General features: G+C 27.4%; 12 protein-coding genes. 8 read left to right on the top strand and 4 right to left on the bottom strand.

Features of this window, described 5'->3' with window-relative positions; genetic code table 11:
• From KKE07_01090 to KKE07_01100, 3 genes are all read right to left on the bottom strand, one after another.
• Positions 1–2,785, bottom strand: a 2,785-nt coding sequence (locus KKE07_01090; protein ID MBU4269453.1) for a hypothetical protein, incomplete at its 3' end; no start/stop codon positions are given.
• 17 nt (positions 2,786–2,802) lie between these two features.
• A complete protein-coding gene (locus KKE07_01095; GenBank protein ID MBU4269454.1) occupies positions 2,803–3,441 on the bottom strand; it encodes a hypothetical protein in 639 nt (212 codons plus the stop codon).
• A 2-nt stretch (positions 3,442–3,443) separates the two neighbouring features.
• Entirely contained in the window at positions 3,444–4,559 is a 1,116-nt protein-coding gene (locus KKE07_01100) for a DUF1343 domain-containing protein (GenBank protein MBU4269455.1), read from the bottom strand.
• A 151-nt stretch (positions 4,560–4,710) separates the two neighbouring features.
• Between KKE07_01100 and KKE07_01105 the strand changes: the two genes are divergently transcribed.
• A complete protein-coding gene (locus KKE07_01105; GenBank protein MBU4269456.1) occupies positions 4,711–5,841 on the top strand; it encodes a hypothetical protein in 1,131 nt (376 codons plus the stop codon).
• 50 nt (positions 5,842–5,891) lie between these two features.
• Here the strand turns inward: KKE07_01105 and KKE07_01110 are convergent, their stop codons facing one another.
• Positions 5,892–7,865: a sodium-translocating pyrophosphatase gene (locus KKE07_01110; protein ID MBU4269457.1), complete on the bottom strand. Its 1,974-nt coding sequence runs from the start codon at positions 7,863–7,865 to the stop codon at positions 5,892–5,894.
• Between the two features lie 231 nt (positions 7,866–8,096).
• Between KKE07_01110 and KKE07_01115 the strand changes: the two genes are divergently transcribed.
• From KKE07_01115 to KKE07_01145, 7 genes are all read left to right on the top strand, one after another.
• Positions 8,097–8,630, top strand: coding sequence for a DUF2975 domain-containing protein (locus tag KKE07_01115; protein MBU4269458.1), 534 nt, complete (start codon positions 8,097–8,099; stop codon positions 8,628–8,630).
• A gap of 2 nt (positions 8,631–8,632) precedes the next feature.
• The gene (locus tag KKE07_01120) at positions 8,633–8,842 is read left to right on the top strand and encodes a helix-turn-helix transcriptional regulator (GenBank protein MBU4269459.1); all 210 of its coding nucleotides are present in this window, start codon (positions 8,633–8,635) and stop codon (positions 8,840–8,842) included.
• A gap of 47 nt (positions 8,843–8,889) precedes the next feature.
• The gene (locus KKE07_01125) at positions 8,890–9,258 is read left to right on the top strand and encodes a hypothetical protein (protein ID MBU4269460.1); all 369 of its coding nucleotides are present in this window, start codon (positions 8,890–8,892) and stop codon (positions 9,256–9,258) included.
• Between the two features lie 135 nt (positions 9,259–9,393).
• Entirely contained in the window at positions 9,394–10,026 is a 633-nt protein-coding gene (locus tag KKE07_01130) for a biotin transporter BioY (GenBank protein ID MBU4269461.1), read from the top strand.
• On the top strand, positions 10,023–11,918 hold the full coding sequence (locus tag KKE07_01135) for a PBP1A family penicillin-binding protein (protein MBU4269462.1): 1,896 nt from the start codon (positions 10,023–10,025) through the stop codon (positions 11,916–11,918). The genes KKE07_01130 and KKE07_01135 overlap by 4 nt, the downstream gene beginning before the upstream one ends.
• Before the next feature lie 16 nt (positions 11,919–11,934).
• The gene (locus KKE07_01140; protein MBU4269463.1) at positions 11,935–13,392 is read left to right on the top strand and encodes a hypothetical protein; all 1,458 of its coding nucleotides are present in this window, start codon (positions 11,935–11,937) and stop codon (positions 13,390–13,392) included.
• 35 nt (positions 13,393–13,427) lie between these two features.
• Complete coding sequence (locus KKE07_01145; GenBank protein ID MBU4269464.1) at positions 13,428–16,676, top strand: hypothetical protein; 3,249 nt, start codon at positions 13,428–13,430, stop codon at positions 16,674–16,676.
• Positions 16,677–16,693 lie beyond the last annotated feature (17 nt).

A 16,693-nucleotide genomic window follows, 5' to 3' on the forward strand; every position in this document is an offset into this window, starting at 1 on the left:
ATGAAATTATAAATCCGGAAATTATGAAAGAAATTAATGTAATTAATTCTAAAATACCCAAATTTGCCGTTGGAGAAATAGGTATTACCCAGCGTTTAGATAGATCGCTAAAAAGGCTGGCAACTGTATAATTTAATTGCCAAATTCTTGTTATAAAAAAGAAGGCAATAAAACTTAATGCTAAAAATGTCAAAATTATAAAAAATCCGTAATAAACTTTTGCTTGTTCAAACTTATTTACAATTTCATCATTTTCTTCTTTTAAGAAAAATGTTGATGACCATTTACGAATATAAGAATGTGCAATAAGAGCACCATATATTATCGACATTGATACAGGTATTGCAAAAGCGAGGTACCACGCCATATTGGAATATCCTATGTATGGATTTGATAAAATTAATAAACCCATAAATGATATAAACACCGGATAATAATATTTTTCTATTTTCTTGGTAAGCCATGAAAATATTGGGCCTTGAGATGGTATTAGAGTTAAAACATCTTCTTTGCCAAAGAATAATAAAATCATAACTACAAGTATTAAAGAATATGCTGCAGACATAACATTTGGAAATGAAGAAGGCATGTCTATATAATTCAAAAATGCTTGTCTTAAAGGTATTAATGTTGCCGTTGAATATAATATTGACGCAACTAGAAAAATAAATTTGCTTTCTGTTTTTTCAGCAAAAAATAAATAACTTAATTTTTCATTTAACATTTTTGCCGTTGCCAAGAGTTTACCGGACAAATATATCCATATAGGTATTGTTGCTATATAAAATACGGCAATTAAATATGGTGTTGCTAAAAATTCAATTGATGAAAAAATATATCGAAAATCGAATAATATGTGACAATATATAAAAAACCAACTAAATAAGAGTTTAAAGTTGTTTAACGAAAATTCTAAAAAAGTACTTATGCTTATTAATAAATATACAATATTCTGATTATGTTTAGAAATTTTTATATTTTCTGAAACTATGTTTTGTATGAGTAATAATATTTTTTTTGTAAAAAACATGAATAATATAAAAAATATCGCAAATATTAATAATCCAAAATAGTTTGGTAGATTTAAATTTTTTATATTTGTTACGATAATGTAAGGGTTTAGGTAACTTTGTGTATCCCAAAAAAGTTTTATCAAAAAGCTTTCAGCATCTTTTATTGCTTTTAATAGATCGGATAAAGTTATTGATTTTGGCGATCTTTTCCATATGTTTTCAGAGATATTTTTTGTTTGTAACTGTTTTTTTGTAAAATCTATAGTATTTTTAATCTCTTCTGCTGTATTTTTTTGATCATTAATTATAGCAAAAGCCCTTGAATCCTTTATCGTTATTAAATTTATTTTAGCATCATTATAATTAATTATGGAATCTTCAAAAAATTTTGTTTTATTTCTAAAAAGACCGGTTTTTTTGAGCTGTAACTCTTCTATTTTTGCTTTTACTTGATCTATTTTTCTAATTGTTTCTGTTTGTGTATTTATTTCTTCATTTATCTTTCTGTCCAATTCCGTAATTTGAACCAATATTATATCTTTTTGGTTTTTAAAACTTTCAAGCCACGGTTTAATTAATGAATTTTCTAAATTACTTTGATAATATGCTTTTATCGAATCGTGTTGAAGTTTTTTTGCCGTTACATTTAAGTCTAAGCGGCTTTTTTCATAGTCGATTATTTTTAAGTAATTATTATGTTTATCTATTTCAGTTTGATATTTTAAAAGTAAACTTTCTTGGTAAATTTGTTCTGCTTGATCTTTTGTTTTACTTAAATCTGAATTTAATGAATCTATTTTTTTCTTTAATTCTTCAATTTCTTTTTTTATAGGATTCTTTTTTTCTTCCCAAGAATCTTTGGCAATCTGACTTTTTTGTGATTCCAGGCTCCATTCTTGTTGTGCAATATTTACATCTTCTGCCGTTGGAATTAGATTTTTTTCAATTTCTTTTATTTCTTCACTTTTTTTCTCAATTTCTAATGTTAAAATTTGCAAATCACTATTTTTAAGAATTACCAATTCTTTTAGCTTTTTTATTTTTAATTTATAAGAAATATCTATTTCTGATAAAAGTATAATTTCTTCTTTTAATAAAGCTCTTTCATTTATTTTAATTTGTTCTCTAATGCCTTTGCCAATCTCTTCTTCTACTTGTTTTAATTTATCTTCCTGTGTTTGTTTTTGTAAATTATTGGATTCTAAAAATTTTAATTCCGTTTCTTGTTGTTTTTCCAATGTTTTAATCTTATCCTGCAAGCTTGTAAGCTCTGTTTTTTTTGTATAAAGATCTTTGGATGCTTCTTGAAATTCTTTCCACGAATATGAAGAACTTTGCTTAGCTTCTTTTGGTGTTTCTTTGTATGTAATAATTATTTTTAAATTTTTTATATTTTGTTCAATTGTGGTAACGATCTCTTTTAGTGATTCCAGTTGTGATAAAAGTGTTTGTTTTTTTTCATTTAAAAGGGTTATGAATTTTACTAAAAATTCTTTTTCACTCTCACTTGCCGTTTTTAGTTTTTCATCTATTTTTGAAAATTCACTTTGAATACTGTTTAATTTATTTGTGATATTTCTTTCTTCTGTGGCAAATTTTGCTTGTTCTTCGGATAATTTTGTTTCTTCTGTTTTTAAAAGATCTTTTTCGATAATTGTTATATCGTTTGATTTTATTATTGTTTTTGAAAAATCTGAATTTAAAGCATTAATTGGTGTGTAAAAATTTGAACTAAAAAAAATTGTAAATAATAAAATAAGCAGTTTAAACATACATATATCCTTTTTATTTAAGCACAAATAGTTCTAAAAAATTTGAAATTTGGATGAGTTGCCAAACTTGCAATAATCCACTTATCTATTTTAGATATTTGTGCATTATTAATATTTTGCAAATTTGTTTTTAATAATTTTAGTTGATTATTGTCAACAATATTAATATATGTAGACCTAATATTTATATATAGGCTCAAATATGTAATTAAATCGGTTGTTGGATAGAATCCCAAAAGTTCCAACAATTTAATAAGATATATTTTTTTGATTATTTCCAATTCGCTTGAAAAATTTCGGTTCAATAACATTATATTGAAACAACTATAAATATGATCAAAAAGTTCTTTGTCAGGATTACTTAATGGCGCGAAATAATAGCAAATCTCAAGTATTTGATGTGCCCATTTTATATTTAAATTTGTATCAAAATCCGGTGACATTAATATTTCCAAATCTTGTGCTATAAATATTTTTGAATTGTTTGCAAAATTTTCTTTATAAAAAGATAAAAGCATTCCGGGCCAAAGCTCAATTGTTTTGGCGGTTGGCCTTGTTATTATTTCTATTTTTCCGGATTCTTTTGTTAATACTGAAAGTTTGTTTTTATTTGGTAAAAATCTTTTTAAGACAAAACCGATTTCTTTTGTTTGCACGACTATATCTTAAGTAATTTTACACTATTAATTTCAGGATTTGGTTTATAAAGAAGTATATCTTTGGATTTTCTTAAAAATGTGTACATTGTGCCGGTGCTTTCCTTTTTAAAATCTTCAAAACTTATATTATTTGTTAAAAAATCAATTGCATCTTTAGAGCCTAACATTTTATAAAAAGAATCTGAATATTCCAATTTTACATTTTTTCTATTTTTTAAAAAAGTTGTAATTGTTAATAGTGTATTAAAATAAGAATAATTTTTTATGTAATCCATATTTTCTATTTTTATTCCGGTAAATTCTTTATTATTTTCCATGTAATTATAATTTTTACAGATTAATCCTAATTTTAAACATATTTTTTTAAAATAATTTATTTCCCAATCCGTAAGACTATTTTTAGGTAATAATATCGATCTGTCGGTTACTTTTTTATCTATAGAATTATTTATGGGTTTTATTTTGTTTAGCATATTTAATAAATTTTCCAAATAATCTTTATCATATTTATCGTTATTTGATCTTTGCCAACCAATCATTGGAATGACTGTAAGATTTGATGGCTTTTTGATTGAATAATTATTAAAATATTTTGCAAGTTCCCCTGCAGTCAGTCCGTGTTGTAAAGGTATTTGACCGGGACCTTCTATAAATTTAGCTATAGGATTTGGTTGATCAAGAATAACGATTTGCTTATTGTATTCTTGGTTTAGTTCCAGTATTTTAAAAATGCTGTTATAGCAGTTATCACCCCTGATGCCACTATTTTTTATGCTAACGATTATGCCGTCTATATTTTTATTTTTAAATATATTTTTTAAATTATTATTGTCAGTTAATGTTGTTTCTATTTTTATATTAAAGTTTTTTAATATTTTAGCGTAATTTATAAAATCGTTTTTTTGTTCATTATCACATATAACGGTAAAATTTTTATTTTGTAGTTCAATAAATTTTCTTTTGTTTTTAATCAAATTTTCTATGCTGGAAATATAAATAGAATTTTTTTCCAAAATTTCTTTGTTTTTATCTTTGTTTGATATTATTTGAGGAATATAAACAGCTAAGTACACCAAACATAAAAATTTTATAAATGAACTAAGTTTTTTATTCATGTCCCTACCCTTTCCCCCAAAAACTCATAACCTCAATTTAAAAATAAAACATTTAATGCTTGCTATGCAAGCTTTTTATTAAATAATTGCATTTGTGTTTATATATTTGTTTTACTATTTAAAAGATAATATTTGGGGAAGGGTTTTAAAAATGAAAATAATTTCAAGATTATTATTTGTTTGTTTGCTTTTTTATTTAAATTTGAGTTCATATAGCCTTAATTCAGAAGAAATAAAAGCATTAAATAAAAATGGACAAGTTATTAAACGGCAAGATGTTCTTAATTTTTTCAGGCCTGCAAATAAGGCGTTAACTGCCGAAAAAATAGATACGGACCCAATAAAATTGCGTGAAGCTGCTATTTATTCTTTAAATTTATTAAATAGCAGTAAATCTAATTTATCCACCACCAATCCCTATATTTTAAATCAAAGACTTATAAATATCGATCGAGTAAAAGAGACTTTAAAATTTATAATACAGTTAGTAGAAAACGATCAAAAAACCAATTATCCATATCGCATTTTGGATCCGGTGTTTTTAAATATACATTTTAGTTTTTTAAGATGGACCGGAGATAAAGAAAGTGCTAAAAATAATGGTAAAACTATTTTTAAAGATGCTATTTATTTGACTCACTATGCAACGTTTGAAATAGTTGGGAGTTATCAACAAAGTGAAGAGTATAAATATGCTCTCTATTCGATTATTAACAAAAATTTTGAAAATGATCTAAGATTCAAAATATCAAAGCAAAATATTTTAAAGGGTACTTTGAATTTGCCTGAGTATAAAAATAAAGTTAAGCCATTGGTTTGGCTTTCAAGAGACGGGCTTGAAGAGGCTTTAATGCAGGGAACAGCTGTTGTTAAAATGCCAGATGATAAAGAATTTGTATTTTGTGTTGATAAAAATAATGGTTTTGCCTATGACAAAAATATAAAAGATAGAAAAGATCAAAAACGATACTGGTATTTCAAGCCATTAAATAACAATCAAAAAAATAAAAGCTCAAATCTTTTGGATTTAGGTGGAGTTATTTTTGCCGGAGATATTTATAATTTGGGGCTTGGAAAAATTATCGCTATAAGATATAAAAATAGAATTACTCGGGCAACAGAAATGCGTCTTGGCGTTTTGGCCGATTCCGGTGGAGCGTTTATTAATAATCTATATCAACTTGATTTTTATGGTGGTATTTTTACAAATTATGATGATTTTTATAGTTGGGTAAGACCGATGCCTAAAAATGTTCAGGCATATATAGTTGTTAAAAAATAAAAAAAGCCCGGAAATTAATCCGGGCTTAAGTTTTATTAATTAAATTAATATTATAGTGTTGCTAGTAATAAAGAAATAACTGCCATTAATTTAATTAAAATATTCAAAGATGGTCCGGATGTATCTTTAAATGGATCGCCAACTGTATCACCAACTACAGCAGCTTTATGGGCATCTGAGCCTTTACCGCCAAAGTGACCTTCTTCAATATATTTTTTAGCATTATCCCATGCGCCACCGGCGTTTGCCATTGTGAGTGCAAGTAAAATTCCTGAAAGAGTTGCGCCTGCTAAGAATCCACCAAGAGCTATATTTCCCAAAGTATATTTTATTGCAACAGGTGCTCCAATTGTCAAAATACCCGGTAATATCATTTCTTTTAAAGCTGCATTTGTAGAAATTTCAATACATTTATTGTAGTCGGCATCAGCCTTACCTTCGGCAAGACCTTTTATAGATTTAAATTGTCTTCTTACTTCAATAACCATTTGCCATGCAGCTTTGCCTACCGATTTCATAGTAAGAGCTGAAAGTAAAAATGGTAATGTGCTTCCAATAAACATTCCAACTATTACTAGTGGATTTAAAATATCAATTCCCGGCATACCGGCTGTTTCGGAGTATGCTGCAAATATTGCCAATGCTGTTAACGCAGCAGAACCTATTGCAAAGCCTTTACCTAGAGCTGCAGTCATATTTCCAAGAGCATCCAATTTATCTGTGATTTTTCTAACATTTGGACCAAATCCGGACATTTCTGATATTCCGCCTGCATTGTCTGCAATAGGGCCATATGCATCAACTGACATTGTAATACCAACGGTTGAAAGCATTGATACAGCTGCAATTGCTATTCCATATAATTCGCCAAAATATTTAAATGAAAAGAATATAATTAAAGCTAATGAAATTACAGGAGCTACAATTGATTCAAATCCAATTGATAAACCATAAATTAAATTTGTTCCCGCACCTGTTTGTGATGATTCAGCAAGTTTTTGTACAGGTTTACCGCTTGTATAATAATCAGTTATGCGACCGATTATTACGCCTGATAAAGCACCCAATATTACGGCACCAAATAATTTAAGATCTATACCGACATATTTTACATAAGCATATGTTCCGGCAAGAAAGAAAATAATTGCTACATATGTAGAATTATGAAGCATTGAGCTTAATTTGCCTCTGAATAAAGGTATTGCAATTAAGCCAAATATTGAGCCAATTAAACCAATTGTAATAAGAACCAATGGTAATGAAATATATAATAAATTTCCTGGAAATGCTGTAAATGCTAATGTCATTGCTGCCAATGTTGCGCCAACATAACTTTCGAAAATATCTGCACCCATACCGGCTGTATCACCAACGCAGTCACCAACATTGTCTGCAATTACGGCCGGATTTCTTGGATCGTCTTCAGGAATTCCCATTTCAATTTTACCGACAAGATCAGCTCCAACGTCAGCTGCTTTTGTAAATATTCCGCCACCAACACGAGCAAACAAGGCTATTGAGCTTGCTCCTAAACCGTAAACTGTAATAGCTTGTGCAAAGTTAACGTCAGTACTTTTTACAAATAAAAGAAACAATGATCCAAGTCCAATTAAGCCAAGAACAGCAACAACAAAACCCATTACGGCGCCACCAAAAATAGCGGTCATAAATGCTTTACGTTCTCCACTGTCTTTTGCGGCCATTGTTGTGGCAACGTTAGCTCTTGTTGCAGCTTTCATTCCAATGTAACCTGCAAGCATTGAACTTATTGCTCCGGCAATATAAGCAAATCCAATAATTATGCTCTCTGTTGCGTATGATATAATCCCAAATGCAAAAACAATAAAAATTGCTAAAATTGAATATTCTTTTTTAAGAAATGTCATTGCGCCATTTCTTATCAATTCAGCAATTTTTTCAGCTTTCTTATTTTCTATCTTTTGTTTTAAGATATTCCAAAATAACACTGCGACCACAAGTATTCCAAGAATGCTTGCGCCAAAAAACATTATTGAATAATGCATTAGCTCCATAAGGACTCCTATAAAAATTGATTAATAATCTGTTTATATACGATTTTAAAAGTTTAAATTAGTGCTGATTTTTGTAAAGATAATTTTAATTAAATGCTTTTAGCTGTTTAGATATCGTTAATTAATAAATTAATATTGATTTTCGATAAATAAATATTGACATTCGATATTTATTGCGTATTATTATGTTTAATATTTAAATTTAATTTATTGGAGTTTTGTATGATTAATATAAAAAGATATGCATTGTTCTTAAAAATTATTCTAATTTTAGGTTGTATACCTACGTTTGTTCATGGATTTTTTAAAACGACCATTAATTGGATAAATGGGCTTGTACCCAAAAATGTAGCAGCAGGGTTGGAAATTTTTTATCAGTCAATTACACCAACTGTAAAAGCTCTATGTATTTTTATTGATGTTGTTATTCCATCTATTATTTTGATCTTTGGATTTATTTATTTTGTAAAAATTTTGAATTTATTTAAAAAGGGTGAAATTTTTTCAAAACCAGTTTTTTTATGTTTTAAACGACTGGCCAGAGTTGCTTTTATTTGGGTTATTTATAGTCCGATAAGTTTTATTTTACTGGGCTTAATTGTTACAATGAATAATCCAAAGGGGTCTCGTTACTTGGCTATTGGCTTTAATACACAAGATATTTTAAATATTATTGTTTTTGGTTTTTTTTCGATAATTACATCAATTATGTATGAAGGCTTGGTTCTTAAAAAACAATCAGATCTAACGGTGTGATTATGAAAATAATAGTAAAATTGGATGAAATGATGGCTCGACGCAAAATTAGATTGAATGAACTTGCGCAAGAAGTTGGAATTACTGAAGCAAATTTATCGATTTTAAAAAACGGAAGGGCAAAAGCAATTAGATTTTCTACGTTAGAATCTTTATGTAAAGTTTTGGAATGCCAACCTGGGGACATTTTAGAATTTGATACAAAAGATTAAAAGCTAAATCTTAAGTATATATTTTAACTATAATAAGAAAGGTAAATATGAAAATTTTAAAATATTCGTTAATTTTTTTAATATCTTTTATGGCTCTAAATGCTGGAGGCGAAAAGGATACAAAAATTAATGATCAAAATTCTTTTGAAGAATTTATAAAAGATAAAACGGCAGAAGACATTAGAAATATAAAAATAGTATTTGAAATCTCCGAAAAAGATGCAAAAAATGAGGTTTGGCAAAATGTTTTTGATCAATTTGTAAAATGTGCTCGTATTATGCCTGAAAAAGATAAAAATTTTAATGATATTTTTAAATCAATTACAGAGTTTCTTTTATTTTTAGCAGAGCAAAAGGATAATCTATCCGGAGGAATAAGTTTACTTGCTGAACCAAAAATAAGCGCAAAAAATTAGAAAGTTTATTTATTTATATTAGTCTTGGCCACCGCGTAAAAAACGGTGGCCGTTTGCGTTTGCACAGTTTATTTTTATATATATTATTTGCAGAAGTATTTGTTTTGGCATCTTTAATTTTGAAAGAAGTTTAATATGATAAAAAAAGTTACAAAAAATCTGAATTCACTAAAACTATGGTTTGAAGACTGGATCCTGAATCAAGCCTGCCGGCCAAAGCCTTGGCGACGGCTGGTTCAGGATGACAAGCGATTTCAAAATTATTCTCTAGTTTTTTATTTCGTAACCTCTTTATTACTTTCGTTTATTTTTGCATTATCATCGCAAGTTTATTTTATTTTACCATTTAATTTTGTACCAATAACATTGCAGACATTTGTTATTTTTTTATCAAGCATATTATTTGGTAAAATTGCATTTATGGCTAGTATTTTTTGGGTTATGCAAGGTATTGCAGGTTTTCCTGTTTTCTTTGGATCTCATTCAGGTTTTTCTCATATATGCGGTCCAACAGGTGGATATATTATTGGATTTATTTTAGCTACAGGTTTTTTAAGCTTTCTTAAAAATGCAAAATATAAAAATTTTTTATTTAATTTTTTAACTTTATTTTTGGGCTTGATTATATTACATCTCTTTGGAGTTTTGCAGTTATCTTTTTTTGTTCCATTTAATTTAAATATTTTACTATTTTTCTTTGTTGATATTGTTAAAATATTACTTATTACATTAATAATTTTTATGTTTAATCGAAATAAATTAAGTTGAATAAATTTTTAAAATATTTTTATATTTCTATATTTTTATTTTTTAGTTTTTTATTTGGAGCTTTTTTTTATCTTATCAATCATGATTGGGTTGATTTTCAACATGAATTGGCTGCAAAAAACGATAATCCTTCTGTTGTATTGGATGATAAAAACGAAGTTTTATTTTCGTTTAAGCTCGATAAAAGAGATCCTGTTTCTTATGATAAGTTGCCCAAGGTATTAATTTCCGCTTTTGTTGCGGCTGAAGATTGGAATTTTTTTACTCACTCCGGGCTCGCTTATAAAAGTATGTTAAGATCATTACTTGTTAATATACATAAATTTAGAATTGTTCAGGGCGCAAGTACCATTACTCAGCAGGTTGCAAAACTTTTATTTTTATCTCAAGAAAGAACCTTTATTAGAAAAATAAAAGATATTTTTTTATCTTTTCAACTTGAGCGACAATTTACAAAAGAACAAATTTTAGAACTTTATTTAAATAATGTTTATTTTGGACGTGGAATTTATGGCGTTGCTGCCGCAAGCCAAAGAATGTGGGGTAAAGAAGTTAAAGATATTTCCTTATCTGAGGCTGCAACTTTGGCTGCAACAGCCAAATCTGCACTTATTTATTCACCACTAAATTCGATTCAAAAGTCTATAAAAAGAAGAAATCTGGTTTTGAATAATATGCTTAAACTTAATTTCATAACAGATCAGGAATATAAACAGGCAATAAATACAAAAGTTTTTATAAATGATAAGGAGCCGGGCGATCCTGTGCTTTTATATATAAAAGAATGGATAAGAAATTGGGCTGAAAGTGTTTGGGGTAAAGATGTTTTGTACAAAGCCGGATATAAAATAAAAACAACAATAAATTTGGAAAAGCAAAAAATAGCGACAGATATTTTTAGAAAAAAAATAAAAGATATAAGGGGTAGGCTTGATGAAAAATTAAATGGAGGAATGATTTCCATAGAAGCTGAATCGGGAAAAATAAAAGTACTAATTGGAGGTTTTGATTTTAATGAATCTCAATTTAACAGAGTTCTACAGGCAAAACGCCAAATAGGTTCGGCATTCAAACCATTTTTATATGCAAGTGCAATAAAAGCAGGTATGGATATGGATGATGTTCTGGTTGATGAAGCAATAGAAATGGAAGTAGGCGGAACTTTATGGAGGCCTAAAAATTGGAATAGTGAATTTGCCGGAGAGATGACGCTTTTAAAAGCATTGACCTTATCAAACAATATAATTGCAATAAAGCTTTTATTAAAATTGGGTTATGAACATGTGATTAAATGGGCAAAAAATTTTCAGATAAATACTGAATTAAAACCTTATCCGTCTTTAGCTTTGGGTACGGCAGAACTTACTGTAAAAGATTTGGCGACATCGTTTAATGTTTTTGCAAATAACGGTTATTTTGTAAATTCTTATTTTATTGAGAATGTTCGAGATGTTTGGGGAAAAGTTATTTGGAAAGTTAAAAATAAAAAAATTAATGTATTGGATTCAATTACAAATTCAAAAATGATTAATGCTCTTTCATATAGAATAGAACGAGCTAAAGATATGCTTAATTATAATAAATGGATAGATGCTCAGGCCATTGGTAAAACCGGATCTACAAATGATGCAACATCAACTTGGTTTATTGGATCTACCCCTGAACTTACAACTTGTGTTTATATTGGGCGAGATGATAATAGCTCTGTTGGTAAAAATGTTTTTGCAAGTTCTACTGTTTTTCCAATTTGGCTTGATTTTAATATAAACTTGAATTTCGAAAAAAAGTTTTTCTATTATAATCCAGATCTTAAAGAAATTAATATAAACTGGAATACGGGTGAAAAAGTTTATTATAACGATGGTAATGATATAGTAAAAATTTTGAAATGAAAATATTGGAGAGTGTATGCTTAAAGTAAAATTTAAAATAGGTTTATTTGTTTTTTTTATTCTATTTTGTAATTTAAAAATTTATTCGGCAAAAACATTTTTTATGCCACGACCAATTTTACAAGATATTGTTTTGCAAAAAAATATCTCCAGAAATTTTGTAAATAAAATTTATGATAATGGTGGGCTTAAAATATTGGGTACTCTTTTTTATAAAGAGTCAGAAGATTCTGATAAATTAACAAAATATTTTTTTCCTACAAATAAACTTGAACTTAGTGTTTTTGGCCCAGATGTATACGGAACTCCGGATATATCTTCAACATGGTTGGCAATTACCGATGAAGATGAAAATTTTCTTACAAATTTTAGTTCAAAAATAAAAATTTCCCCAAAACAAAAAAACTATGGTTTAAATTTGCAAATTTTTAAAAATTTAAATTTTTTAAACAAAAGAGTATTTATTTCTTTATCTATGCCATTTACTCAAGTTGAAACTGATTTAAATTTTAGTGAATTTGAAAAATCTGTAACTTTAAACAATATGCCACTTGATGCTTCTGATAAATATTTTTCTGCAAATGCAACTGAGGCTTTTAATCATAAATTGTTATCTTATTCAAAAATGAAAGATGGAGTTCAAAAATTAGCAGGGCTTTCGGATATTAAAATAGCAATTGATGGCATAATAAAATGTAGCAACCTGGTTTTTATTGATTTATATGGATTTGGAATAGTACCTACAGGATATAAACCTAAAGCTGAATATCTATTTGAGCCGATTGTTGGAAATGGTAAACATTTTGGACTTGGCGGCGGCAGTTATTTAAACGTTGATTTTGTTAAATCTAAAAATAAAAAACTTGCATTTACTCTTGGTGCTGAGTATCAATATTTATTTAAAAATTCTTATTTAAGAACATTTGATCTTACAAATAACGGAGATCTTAGTAGATATTTAAGCGTTAGTGGGAATGATCAGACAGGCTTTTTCAGGCTTGCAAATATAACAACATTGAAAACCGATGTAACGCCAAGATCTTCAATTAATATATTTACAGATTTTGTTTATTCATACAAGAATATAAATGTAATGGTCGGTTATAATTTTTGGAGAAGGGATCATGAAAAATTAAAATTAAATGAATCGTTTAGTGAAAATTATGCAATCAGAGGTGTTGATACGACTATAGGATTTAATCCGGATAATTATTATCCTGATGCAAAAATAAGTGATAATCAAATAAACAGACCGGTTGATACTTTTACGGCAATAAAACAAAGTGATTTAAATTTGGATTCGGCAAAAGTAGAAAGCGTTATGAGTAATAAGCTTTATTTGAATTTTGGATTTGAGGGAAAAATTAAAAATGATAAATGTTGGACAACATTAGGTTTTGATTATGAATTGGCTGATAAAAATTCTGCATTATCCGGTTGGTCCATTTATTTACTTTGTGGGGTTTCCATATAAATAAGAAATAAATATTTTTAAAAAAAGAGGTAGTAATGAAGATAGGTAAAATTATTTTTTTATTAGTATTTTTATTAAATATTAATAAATTGGGTGCCGTATTAAAACCTGAAATACAAAAACTTTTAAATAAATATGCTGAAAATTTATTAAATAAATTTAATAGTGGCGATCTGGAAAAATTTTTAAGCGATCAATTGGTTAAAGATGGTGAAACAAGATTAATTGATCTTGAAAAAAATGTTGAAGACAAAGATAAAATAATTCAAGATTTAACAAAAGAATTGAGCAACAAAGAAGCATTAATTTCAGATAAAGAGAAAAATATTAATACACTTATAACTGATTTTGAAAAACTTGAGAAAGAAAATAAAGATTTAAAAGAAAATAAAGTTAGTCTTGCAAAAAATATACTTGGAGCGGCCAGTGTTGGTGGATTGCTTGGTATTATTGGGTCTGCTATTTCTAATAAAGATGTTAATGAAAAATTAAAAGAATTACAGCAAAAAAGTGATGAAGAAAAAAGTAAATTGCAAAAAGAATATGATGATTTACTGTTAATCTATAATAATCTACAAAGTGCACCAGGTATTGATGTAAAAAATCTTCAAGATACGATAACAAGTCTTAATCAAGAAAATGAAAATTTACAAAAAAAGCATCAATTAGAAATAATTGGTTTAAATGAACGAATATCTGGATTGACAAAACTTTCAGAAGAAATGGTAGCCGGGCTTAAACAACGTGATGCTATAAATAAAACTAATGATGAAGAAATAAAGCGATTGCAAGGTGAGCTTGCGCGGCAAATTAAGCCTGTGCAAGTTGTTGATAATAAAGAAATTGATCGCTTAAATCGTGAGATAGCAGACTTGCAAAAAATAATTAATCAAAGACTGGAAGTCCAAGAGGTTGTTGAAGACGAAGGGGTTGCTGGTCTTGCTGAAGAAAATGCAAATTTAAATGAAATTGCTAAGCGACAGGAGGTAGAAATAAAACAGCTTAGAGAACAAAATGATAAACTTGATTTAGAGAAGCGAAAATTGGAAGAAGATAAATTAAAATTTGAACAAGCGCGAAATGCAACAGTAGAAGAAATAAATAGATTAATTAATAAAAAAGATAAAGAAATTAATGATTTAAAGGTAGATTTAGAAGAGGCGAAAAAAGATGCAGCTCGTGGGGTTGAAAGGGTGAAAAGCTCTTCAGATATGGGTATGAAATTATTGGAAGATAAGTTGAAAATGTTAGAGGAAGAATTGGCAAAGAAGGACTTTGAAATAAAAAAAATAGAGAAACAACGTGATGAATATTATGAACTTATAAATGAAACAGATATTACAGAAATTCAAGCAAAAAATACAAAATTAGAAGAAGAATTAAAAAATAAAGATTTAATAATTGCTAATTTGGAAAAATTGAATGAAGAAAATGAGTTACTCAAGAAAAGGGTTGATCTTGAAAAATATAGTGGCGAAGAAGATTTAAAAAAGATTAAAGAATTAGAAAAAGAAATTAAACAAAGAGATGAAAATTTAGAAAAAGCTCGTAAAGATTCAGCAAATTTATTAAGAGAAGAGCGCACAAAACAAGAAGAATTGAAAAAACAACTTGAAACTTTAACTCAAGATTTAATAAATCTACAAAATAAATATAAACAAGATACGGATAAATTAGAAAAGGCTAATATAGAAGAAATAGATAAAATAAAAGGTGATTTTGCAAATAAAAAGACTAAAGAAGAGCAAGAAAATATTAGATTGAAAGAATCTAATGAGCAATTAAAAAAGAATAAGCAACAAGCGCTTGATGATCAAAGAAAGACTTATGAAGTGCAAATTGCTGAGTTTAAAACATCTATTGACGCTTTGAATAAAACGATTAGTGATTTGGAAATTGTTAAAAATCAGAGTGAAAAACAAAAAAAAGATTTAAGTGAAATAAAACGTAAAAATATTGAATTAGAAACTAGAATAGAAGAATATAAAAAAAATGAAAAAGAAATTCAAGATTTTTCAATATCATTGGCAAAAGCTCCAAAAGAAATTAGTGATCTTAAGGAAGAAATAAAAAATAAAAATGCAGAGATTAAAAAATTACAAGAAGAGAATGAAAACGAAACAACTGAGAGAATTAAAAAAGAAAAAGAAGCGTTTATTAACGATACTATGGTTATTGTAGCAGATCTTCAGAAAGAATTATATGCAAAGAATGAAGATTATAAAAAATTGGAAAACGAATTAAACGAATTAAAACGTATTAATCTTTCGATTTCAAATCAATTTGATTCACTGGTAGAAGAAAATACTCGCTTACAAAACTCTTTTTCGAGTAATGATGAATTGGAAAACGAAAAGATAAAATTAGAAAAACAATTAAATCTAGAAAAAGCGAAATACAATAAATTAGATATAGAAAAGCAAGATCTTAGTAATAAAAACAGTGAGATTGAAAAAAAACTCGAAGAAGTTGAAAAATCCAGAAAAGAAACTGAAAATATTATTAATGACATAAAAAAATTGGCAGAAGAATTTAAAATATCTGATCCCAACATTAATATAATATATAACAATCTTTTGATAGCATTAAAATATAGAGTTATTCAGGCTATTGGTAAAATTGATCCTGAAATTTGGAATGAATACATGATTAAAGATTTTACTAATAATAAAGAATCTGTAAATGATAACAAAATACAAGAGAAAAAAATAAAAGATTTGTATGATGAATTATCAGCCAATATAGATAGATGTAGAAAAAATTTTGAAGCTAAAGAAGATGATATTAAGAAAATTCAAGATAATTATAAAAAATTGGAAACAATACACTCTGAATTAGTCGAAGAAAATAAACAACTAAAAGCAAAAGTGTGGAAATATATAGATGAAAAAACATCTTTGGAAAAACAACTGGAATCTTTGGAAAAACAACTTAATGAAGAATCGGAAGGTAGTGCTAAATATCGTGAAGATTACAAAACTTGGTCAAAAGAAGATATTGCCAAAGTAACAGAGATTGAAAATTTAAAAAAAGAAATTGATCAATTAAATTTGTTTATTTCTAATTTGGAAAGTGAAGCTAAGAAAGAAAAAGAAGAATATAATGATAATCTAGAAAATTTATTGAGCGAATTAAATCATGCAGTTAATGATGTTATTAATGATTCCAATATAATAAATATAAATAGAGATAATGATGCAGTTAATTCAGTTGAAACATTATTGAAAGCAGTAGATTTACTAAAAGGTCAGCAATCTCTATCGAGTGAATCAACTAAGGTATAATAACAAAAAAGGGGAAC

It is taken from the genome of Candidatus Dependentiae bacterium (assembly GCA_018897535.1).
GTDB lineage: Bacteria > Babelota > Babeliae > Babelales > UASB340 > UASB340.